Genomic DNA, 9,074 nt, shown 5'->3' on the forward strand with positions numbered 1-9,074 from the left:
CTAGGCGGCCGACCAGCCGCCGTCCATCGGCAGCACCGCCCCGGTGATGTCCCGCCCGGCTGGGCCGCAGAGCATGGCCACCATGGCAGCAATTGCCTCCGCCTCGACAAAGCGGCCGGTCGGCTGCTTGCCGGCGAGGAACCGGGCCTCGGCCGCGGGGCGGTCGGTGCCCTCGGTGGCCATGGCGGCGCGGATGCGGCCATCGATATTGGGCGTGAGGGTGGAGCCGGGACAGAGCGCGTTGCAGGTGATGCCGCTCTCGGCGGTCTCCAGCGCCACGGCGCGGGTCAGGCCGATCAGCGCGGTTTTCGTGGTGACGTAGCCGATTCGGTCCTTCGCGCCGATCAGCCCATAGATCGAGGCCATGTTGACGATGCGGCCCCAGCCGCGCCGGCGCATCCCTGGCAGGGTCAGGCGGACAAGGTGAAAGGCGGCGGAAAGGTTGACCGCGATATCCTCGTCCCAGGCCTCGGGCGGCATTGCCTCGACCGGGGCGAAATGCCGGGCGGCGGCATTGTTCACTAGGATATCGATGTCGCCGGCCGCGGCGACCATGGTGGCGATGGCGGCGGGCTGGGCCAATTCAGCCTGATGGAAGCGTACCGGCACGCCGTAGCGCGCAGCAAGCCCGGCCACCACCGGCGCGGCTTCCTCCGGTGTTGCCAGGCCATGCAGGATGATCTCGGCGCCACCAGCGGCAAGAGCCTCGGCCACCGCCAGGCCGATGCCGCCGGTGGAGCCGGTGATGAGCGCGACCCGCCCTTGCAATCCCTGCGTCATCCCGAGTTCCCCTGCCTTGGCGCCCAGGATAGCGCAGCGCCGCTTGTCCGGGCAGGAGGCCAGGGATATCGAGGAAGCAGCCGATCGGGAGGATAGTCGATGCGCGACGAGGCCAAGGGTGCCGCCGCCATTCTGGGGCAGTTCGTCACCGGCTCGGCATGGGCCGATATCCCGCCGGCACTGCGGCATGAGGCCAAGCGCTCCATCCTCAACCACCTCGGCTGCGCGCTGGGCGTGGCGCGGGACCCGGCGGTGACCACGGCGCTGCGGGTTGTGCAGGGCTTCGCCGGGGCGCCGGTGGCGACGGTGGTCGGCCAGGGCGTGAAGCTGGACCCGATGAGCGCGGCCTTCGTCAATGCCATCGCTTCCAACCTGCTGGACTACGACGATACCCACCTGAACACGGTGATCCATCCGGCGGCGCCGGTGGTGCCGGCGGTCCTCGCGCTCGCGGAACAGCGGGGGCTGCCGGGTGCGGCGGTGCTGCACGCCTTCCTGCTCGGCGGCGAGGTGGAATGCCGGATCGGCAATGCCGTCTCGCCGGGACATTACGCGCGGGGCTGGCACATCACCTCGACCTGCGGGGCCTTCGGCGCGGCGGCGGGCTGCGCCAAGCTGCTCGGGCTGGATGCGGCGCAAACGGGCCACGCGATCGGCATCGCCGCGAGCCAGGCGGCGGGCATCGTCGAGAACCTGCCGACCGCGGCCAAGAACGTCGGCGTCGGCAATGCCGCCCGGCTGGGGATGCTGGCGGCGCTGTTTGCCGAGCAGGGCTATCAGGCGGCGCCGCTGGCGCTCGAGGGGCCGCTAGGCTGGGCAAGGGCGACCGGCGACGTGGCGGATGTGACCGCCATCACCGGTGAATTGGGGCAGCGCTGGGAGATCGGGGCCAATACCTACAAGCCCTATCCGGCCGGCATCGTCTTCCATGCCGTGATCGATGCCTGCCTGCAGCTTCGCCTGGAACTGGGGGTGGAACCGGAGGCCATTGCCCAGGTCATCGTCTCGGGCGACGCGCTGCTGCTGGCACGCGGCGACCGCGTGGTGCGGACGGCACGGGATGCGCGGGTCAGCATCCACCATAGCGCCGCGCTCGGCTTCGTCCGTGGACGGGCCGGGGTGGTGGATTTCGAGGAGGCCGCGGCGCAGGACCCGGCACTGGCCGCCTTCCGCGCCCGGGTGGTGGCGGTGGAAGATGTCAGCCTGCCGCGTGGCGCTGCGCGGGTGCGGGTGATCCTGCTCGACGGGCAGGAGGCGGAGGCGCTGGTGACGGACCCGCGCGGCAGCGCCGGCCAGCCGCTGACCGATGCCGAGTTGGAAGCCAAGTTCCGCGACAATGCGGCGATCGGCGGCTTCGACGACCGCGCCACGGCGCAGATCGCGGCGGCCTGGGCGCTGGAGGAGGCGCCGGATGTGGCGGAGCTGATGCAGCTTCTGGCCTAGGTCCGAGGACTGGGACGTGCCGGCCTTTGATCCGGCCTCGTCCGTCCAGCCGTGACGTAACCGCGTCACGGCTTGCGACCGCGTCAGGAACCGTCGCCGCGGACCGCGGCATCAGGACTGCCAGGGCGCTACAGGAAGTCCTGGAGCATGGCGACCAGCGGCTTGTCCGCCGGGGGCATGGCATAACCGCCGAATTGCTTCGGACGAACCCAGGCCAGGGTCTGCGCCTCCACTGCCCGAAGCGTCCCGCCCCATTTGCGGCAGATATACAGGGGCATCATCAGGTGGAACTTCTCATAGGTATGGGAGGCGAAGGTGAAGGGAGCGAGGCAGCTCGCGCTGACATCGATGTCCAGCTCCTCCTTCAGTTCCCGGATGAGGGCGACTTCCGGCGTCTCCCCGGCCTTCACCTTGCCGCCGGGAAATTCCCATAGCCCGGCCAAGGGCTTGCCCTCCGGCCGGCGGGCCAGCAGGACGCGGCCATCGGTATCGACCAGGGCGACGGCGGCGACCAGCATGATGGGCAGGCCATCAACCGGCTCCGTGGCCTGCGCCATGGGGCCGGCATCGCCGCTGAGTTCCTCCCTTCCGCCGCGGAAGAGTTGCACCGGCATCGGCCCGCCCCGCGACAGGAAGGTCTGCATCGATTCGCCGGCGGGACGGAAGCCGAGCCGCCGCAGTACTGCGGCCGAACGCGCATTGTCCCGCAAGGCGCTGGCATGGATGCCGGTGATCTCGAGATTGGCCAATGCCCAGCGACAGAGCCTTCCGGCGGCCTCGGATGCCACGCCATGGCCCCAGTATTTGCGTCCGACCCAATATCCCAATTCGGCCTGCTGACGATCCGTATCCAGGGTCAGGGCGACGCAGCCGACCAGCGTTTCGACCGGACCATCGGGACCAGGCTCCTCACCGATGACGGCCAGGTGCCAAGCCTCTCCGGCGGCGATCTGCGCCCAGGTCGAGAGAATCCATTCATCCGCCAGCGACCGCTTATAAGGAAAAGGCACCCTCGCCAGGGTCTTGGCCACTTCCCAGTCGTTGATCAGGCGATGCAGCGCCGTCGCATCCTCGGCCCGGAGGGGGCGAAGGGTGAGGCGTTCGGTGCGAAGAAGGGCGAAATCGGCGGGATACCCGGGGAGAACGGTCACAGTCTGAGGGGACCTCGGGGGGAGGGTTCGGTGCCCAGGTGCAGGCAGTGGCGGCCTGCTGTCAACGCTGTGGGGAAAGGTGGTGGAGCTGAGCGGGATCGAACCGCTGACCTCGTCATTGCGAACGACGCGCTCTCCCAACTGAGCTACAGCCCCTCCTGGCGGGCACTTGGCCAACCGCGCGGGCTTGGGGGCCCGCAGGGCGCGCTAGATGCCTTCGCCGCGTCGGGAAGTCAAGCGGGGTGGCGAGCCTGCTTGTCGTGCGGCCGGGCCGTCACTAGGTTGCGGCCGCGCTCCGAGCGGGAGCGGTTCCGCCAGGCAAGGTCAAAGGCATGTTTCTGGATGTGGTCTTCTTCCTGGCCGGCGCGGTGCTGGACCTGCTCTGGTGGGCGGTGCTGCTGGCGGTGATCGTCCAACTGCTGATCAGCTTCAACGTGCTCGATACCCGCAACCGGATCGTCTGGACGGTGGCGGATTTCCTCTATCGGGTAACGGAGCCGCTGTTCGGCCGGATCCGGCGGGTACTGCCAAGCTTCGGACCGGTGGACCTTGCGCCCCTGGTCGTGCTGCTGCTCATCACCGCCTGCCAGATGCTGCTGAATGCGACACGCAATGCATTGCTGCTGAACGGCCTGTATTTTTGAGCGAAGGCTGGTGGCGGGCGATCCGGGGTGGGGTCACCGTTCGGGTCAAGGCGCAGCCGAGGGCGCGGCGCCCGGGTCTCGGCGGCACCGCTCCCGGGCTTGATGGGCCCAGGCTCCGGCTGGCGGTGACCGAGGCGGCCGAGGATGGCCGGGCCAATCGCGCCATCTGTGCCACACTGGCCGAGGCACTTGGCGTCGCCGGTTCCGCCGTCACCGTGCTCCAGGGGGCCGGATCGCGGGAAAAGCTGCTGCAGGTGACCGGGGATCCGGATCTGCTGGCCCCGAAGCTGAAGGATTTGGCATGAGCGCCCGCATCATCGATGGCAAGGCCGTGGCGGAAGCGCTGCGCGGCCGCCTTGCCAGCCGCATCGCCGACCTGTCGTTCCGCCCCGGCCTCCGCGTGGTACGGGTCGGGGATGATCCGGCCAGCGGAGTCTATGTCCGCAACAAGGATCGCGCCGCCGCCGCGGCCGGCTTCGACAGCGCCACGATCCATCTGCCGGTCGAGACGCGCGAATCCGACCTGCTGATGCTGATCGCGGACCTGAACATCAACCCGACCGTGGATGGCATCCTGGTGCAGCTGCCGCTGCCGCCGCAGATCCGCCCGGACATGGTCATCGCCGCGATCGATCCGGGCAAGGACGTGGACGGCTTCCATCCGGTCAACGCAGGACGGCTGGCAACCCAGCAGCCCGGGCTGGTGCCCTGCACCCCGAAGGGGGTGATGCATCTGTTGCAGGCCGCGGGAACGCCGCTGTCCGGCGCCCGGGCCGTGGTTCTGGGGCGGAGCCAGATCGTCGGCCGGCCGATGCTGCAATTGCTGCTTGCGGCCGATTGCACGGTGACCGTGGTGCATTCGCGGACACGGGACCTGGCGGCCGAGTGCCGCCGGGCGGAGATCCTGGTCGCCGCCGTGGGCCGCGCTGAGCTGGTCCGCGGCGACTGGATCGCCGAAGGGGCGACCGTCATCGATGTCGGCATCAACCGCAATGCCGAGGGCAGGCTGGTGGGCGACGTCGCCTTCGCCGAGGCATTGCCCCGCGCCGCCGCCATCACGCCCGTGCCGGGCGGGGTCGGGCCCATGACCATCGCCTGCCTGCTGGAGAATACGCTGGAGGCGGCCTTGGCCCGCCGGGGCGTTCCAGCCGGATAATCCCGGCATGGCGGGGTTCGGCCTGGGGTTGCTGTTCGTGGCGATCTGGGCCTCTGCCTTCACCGCGATCAAGGGATTGGTACCGGAATGGCCGCCGGTTTGGGCATTGGCGGTGCGCTTCAGCTGCGTCGGAGCCATCCTTGCGGGGGTGCTGTTCTGGCGCGGGGTGCGATGGCCCGACCGGGGCGATGGCTGGCGGTTGGCAGCGATGGGGGTCTTCGGCTCGGCGGGCTATCTCGCCGGCGCCTGGATGGCATCGCTGACCCTCCCCTCTGGACTGGTGGCGCTGCTCTCCTCGACCGCACCCCTGTTCGTGGCGATGGGGGAAGTGGCTTTCCTGGGCCGTCGGGTGGCGCCGCTGGCCTGGGCCGGGCTCGCGCTGGGATGGTTGGGGGTGGCGGTGCTGGGGGCCGGACGGGGCGCCGTGGGCTTCGAGATCTGGGGCGTCCTGCTGGCGCTGGGTGGGGCGCTCTCCCAGGCGGCCGGCATCCTGGTCTTCGCCCCGGCCCGTGGCCGGGTGGATGCCTGGACCGCCAATGCCATGCAGGCCACGGTGGCGGCATTGACGCTCATCCTGCTTGCCAGCCTGGTGGAGCACCGGCTGCCTGGGCCGCCGAGCCTGGTCGCGGTGCTGTCCCTTGCCTATGGCGTGGTGGTGGTCGGGATTGGCGGCTATGCGCTGTATTTCACCATGCTGAAGCGGTTGCCGCCGGCGACCGCGGCGGCGTTGCAGCTTCTGGCGCCACCGCTGGCGGCCATCTTCGGCTGGGCGCTGTTGCGCGAAACGCTGGGCTGGACCGACCTGGCAGGCGGGGCGGTGACCCTGGCAGGCCTCGCCTTGCTGTTCCAAACCCGAAAGTCTTGAGCGTGACGTTGACGGCGGCGGTGAGTCGCGGCTATACGCCTCGCCTCCCGGGGGTGCAGCTTGCGCCGACGGCGGCCATGCTTGGCCGACATTCATATCGAACACCTCGCCCGGGGCCGCGCCGACCCCGGCAGACAAACCTGGCGCGACCAGTTGGGACCGCACGATGACCTTCGCAGTGATCCGCACCGGCGGAAAGCAGTACCGGGTGACGCCGAACGCCGTCCTGACGGTTGAGAAGCTGGAAGCCGAGCCCGGCGCCACCATCACCTTCCACGACGTGCTGGCCATGGGCGGCGAGAGCGGCCTGACCCTCGGCGCGCCGACCATCCCCGGCGCCAGCGTCACCGCGACGGTGGTGAAGCAGGCACGCGGCGAGAAGGTCATCATCTTCAAGAAGCGCCGCCGGCAGAACAGCCGCCGCAAGGGTGGCCACCGCCAGGACCTGACGGTCCTGCGCATCGGCGACATCGCCGCGGCCTGAGCGAGAGGGAGCACTTAGCATGGCACATAAGAAGGCGGGCGGTTCCTCCCGCAACGGGCGCGACAGCGCCGGCAAGCGACTTGGCGTCAAGCTGTATGGCGGGCAGGTCGTGCGCGCCGGCAATATCATCGTGACCCAGCGCGGCACGAAGATGAAGGCCGGTACGAATGTCAGCGTCGGCCGCACCCATTCGCTGCATGCGATGGTCGATGGCACGGTGAAGTTCGACCGCAAGGCCGAGGGCCGGGTCCATGTCTCCGTGCTGCCGGTTGCCCTCGCAGCCGAATAACCCTCACCCCTGAGGGTGATCCAGCGGGGGCCTCAGGCCCCCGTTTTTGTATCCGAAGGGGGGCCTTGCGGCCCCCGTTCTTGTTTTTAGGGTCCGACACCCGATGAAATTTCTCGATGAAGCCAAGGTCTGGGTGAAAGCCGGCGACGGTGGCGATGGCGTCATTGCCTTCCGGCGCGAGAAATTCATGGAGTTCGGTGGCCCTGACGGCGGCAATGGCGGCCGCGGCGGCAGCATCGTGGTCGAGGCCGTCGAAGGCCTGAACACGCTGATCGACTATCGCTATGCCCAGCACTTCAAGGCGCGCAAGGGCGGCAACGGCGCGGGGCAGGATCGCAGCGGCGCCGGCAGCGACGACGTGGTGCTGAAGGTGCCTGTCGGGACCCAGATCCTCGCCGAGGACAAGGAAACCCTGCTGGCCGATCTGGACTCGCCGGGCGCCCGTGTGGTGATCGCCGAGGGTGGCGACGGCGGCCATGGGAATGCGCATTTCAAGACCAGCACCAACCGTGCGCCGCGCCGGGCGGATAAGGGCTGGCCGGGCAAGGAGCTCTGGCTCTGGCTGCGGCTGAAGCTGATCGCCGATGCGGGGCTGGTCGGGCTGCCGAACGCGGGGAAATCCACGTTCCTGGCGGCAGTCAGCGCGGCCCGGCCGAAGATTGCCGATTATCCCTTCACCACGTTGCATCCGCAGCTCGGCGTGGTGCGGTTGAATGCGACCGAGGAATTCGTCCTTGCCGATATCCCGGGCTTGATCGAGGGCGCCCATGAGGGGGCCGGATTGGGTGATCGCTTCCTGGGCCATGTCGAACGCTGCGCGGTGCTGCTGCATCTGGTCGATGGCAGCCAACCGGACCCTGTGGGTGCCTGGCGCACGGTACGTGCGGAATTGGCCGGTTATGGCCATGGCCTAGACGAGAAGCCCGAGTTGGTGGCGCTGAACAAGCTGGACGCCATGACTCCCCAGGGCCGGACCAGCCGGCTGCGCGCGCTGGAGCGGGCGGTGGGCCGCCCGGTGCTGCTGCTGTCGGGCGTGACCGGGGAAGGCGTGCCTCAGGCATTGCGGGCGCTGCAGGATGCCATCACCGCAAAGCGTGCCGGCTAGGAGCCAGCGCTTTCGCCTTTATCAACCAAAGGGTGATGGATCAGTCCGCTGTGTGCCGCGCAGCGGGCCCATTTTGTTGAGCATATTGGCTCTCGGCGACAGCCTCAGCTCGCTGCAAACCTGAAAACACAGCATTTTCAAATATTTAAATAGCACGGCTCATGCCGTTAAGAATCCGTACATCATATGTGAAATCCGGAAACACGATTCCGTGATTGCTATCGTAGGTTGCATACGACATATCTCCTCCACGCACAGCGCGATCACAAACGCGTGCCTCACGGTGATGTGGAGTATTCACCCATGGTTGCCTCGATCGGATCGACCACCACGGACGCGAACGGCAATACCTATAAAGTCGTGCTGTCTGACGACTTCAGCAACGGGTACCAAACGTCCAACTGGGGTTCTGCCTACAACGGCGGCTCTTATTGGAACGGCGCCTTCACCTGGAGTTCCAACGACGTCAACGTTCGTAACGGCGAAATGCAGGTGACCGATACCAGGCACTCGGATGGGTCCTGGACCGCGGGTGGTTTCTCCAGCCTCAAGGCAGGCCTCACGATCACCTATGGCACCGTGGAGTTCGATGCCCGGGTCGAGCAGGCACAGGGAACCCAGGCCGCCATCCTGATGTGGCCGATGTCCGACATCTGGCCGCAGGACGGCGAGATCGATATCCTGGAAGCGCCGAAGGGCGAGGCGATGCACAGCGTGCATTGGGCCGACAGCAGCGGGAATCACCAGTACAGCTCGATCTTCAGCAGCATCGACCCGAGCAAGACCCATCATTATTCCATGACCTGGCTGCCGAATGACCTGATCATCAAGATCGATGGCGTGGTCGTTGCGGAATGGACGGACAAGTCGGTCATTCCCGATACCGCCATGGGCTTCGGAGCAATGGGCTATGTCGCCGCAGCCGGTGAGAACTGGCTAGGTGGTGGGCCGAACAGCACGACCCCGGGCGTCGTGACGACGCATATCGACAACGTGGTGATGTCGCAGTGGACCGGCACCGGCGGCACACCGCAGCCCCCCGTCGCCCCGCCGCCTGTCGTCACCCCCGTGCCCGTCATCGACACGACGCCGGTGATCAAGACCGTCGGCAGCGGCAGCGACACGCTGGTCCTCAAGATCAGCCAGGATGCCTATCT

General features: G+C 68.0%; 11 protein-coding genes and 1 tRNA gene. 9 read left to right on the forward strand and 3 right to left on the reverse strand.

Annotation, left to right across the window (positions count from 1 at the left end):
- Entirely contained in the window at positions 1 to 780 is a 780-nt protein-coding gene (locus tag AC0IW9_RS03020) for an SDR family NAD(P)-dependent oxidoreductase (protein WP_471646712.1), read from the reverse strand.
- Between the two features lie 99 nt (positions 781 to 879).
- On the opposite strand from AC0IW9_RS03020, the gene AC0IW9_RS03025 reads away from it, so the two are divergent.
- Positions 880 to 2,223, forward strand: coding sequence for an MmgE/PrpD family protein (locus tag AC0IW9_RS03025; protein ID WP_471646713.1), 1,344 nt, complete (start codon positions 880 to 882; stop codon positions 2,221 to 2,223).
- Positions 2,224 to 2,351: 128 nt separating this feature from the next.
- On the opposite strand, the gene AC0IW9_RS03030 is transcribed toward AC0IW9_RS03025, so the two are convergent.
- Together AC0IW9_RS03030 and AC0IW9_RS03035 are read right to left on the reverse strand one after the other, a co-directional pair.
- Positions 2,352 to 3,374 (reverse strand): GNAT family N-acetyltransferase, encoded by a 1,023-nt coding sequence (locus AC0IW9_RS03030; protein ID WP_471646714.1) that lies wholly within the window; start codon positions 3,372 to 3,374, stop codon positions 2,352 to 2,354.
- 80 nt (positions 3,375 to 3,454) lie between these two features.
- A tRNA-Ala gene (locus tag AC0IW9_RS03035) sits at positions 3,455 to 3,530 on the reverse strand.
- A 176-nt stretch (positions 3,531 to 3,706) separates the two neighbouring features.
- On the opposite strand from AC0IW9_RS03035, the gene AC0IW9_RS03040 reads away from it, so the two are divergent.
- The 8 genes from AC0IW9_RS03040 to AC0IW9_RS03075 all read left to right on the forward strand — a co-directional run.
- Positions 3,707 to 4,018, forward strand: coding sequence for a YggT family protein (locus tag AC0IW9_RS03040; RefSeq protein WP_471646715.1), 312 nt, complete (start codon positions 3,707 to 3,709; stop codon positions 4,016 to 4,018).
- Positions 4,015 to 4,323, forward strand: a complete 309-nt coding sequence (locus tag AC0IW9_RS03045; protein ID WP_471646716.1) for a DUF167 domain-containing protein — start codon at positions 4,015 to 4,017, stop codon at positions 4,321 to 4,323. Before AC0IW9_RS03040 ends, AC0IW9_RS03045 begins: the two co-directional genes overlap by 4 nt.
- Entirely contained in the window at positions 4,320 to 5,174 is an 855-nt protein-coding gene (gene folD, locus AC0IW9_RS03050; protein WP_471646717.1) for a bifunctional methylenetetrahydrofolate dehydrogenase/methenyltetrahydrofolate cyclohydrolase FolD, read from the forward strand. The genes AC0IW9_RS03045 and folD overlap by 4 nt, the downstream gene beginning before the upstream one ends.
- 7 nt (positions 5,175 to 5,181) lie before the next feature.
- Positions 5,182 to 6,039 carry a DMT family transporter gene (locus AC0IW9_RS03055; RefSeq protein WP_471646718.1) on the forward strand — a complete coding sequence of 286 codons (858 nt, stop codon included), beginning with the start codon at positions 5,182 to 5,184 and terminating at the stop codon, positions 6,037 to 6,039.
- A gap of 166 nt (positions 6,040 to 6,205) precedes the next feature.
- Entirely contained in the window at positions 6,206 to 6,523 is a 318-nt protein-coding gene (gene rplU / locus AC0IW9_RS03060) for a 50S ribosomal protein L21 (protein WP_290316639.1), read from the forward strand.
- Between the two features lie 19 nt (positions 6,524 to 6,542).
- Positions 6,543 to 6,812: a 50S ribosomal protein L27 gene (gene rpmA / locus AC0IW9_RS03065; protein ID WP_290316637.1), complete on the forward strand. Its 270-nt coding sequence runs from the start codon at positions 6,543 to 6,545 to the stop codon at positions 6,810 to 6,812.
- Between the two features lie 103 nt (positions 6,813 to 6,915).
- Entirely contained in the window at positions 6,916 to 7,917 is a 1,002-nt protein-coding gene (gene obgE, locus AC0IW9_RS03070; RefSeq protein ID WP_471646719.1) for a GTPase ObgE, read from the forward strand.
- A 303-nt stretch (positions 7,918 to 8,220) separates the two neighbouring features.
- The coding region (locus AC0IW9_RS03075) for a glycoside hydrolase family 16 protein (RefSeq protein WP_471646720.1) at positions 8,221 to 9,074 on the forward strand (854 nt) is incomplete at its 3' end.

Source organism: Belnapia sp. AC561 (assembly GCF_979252845.1).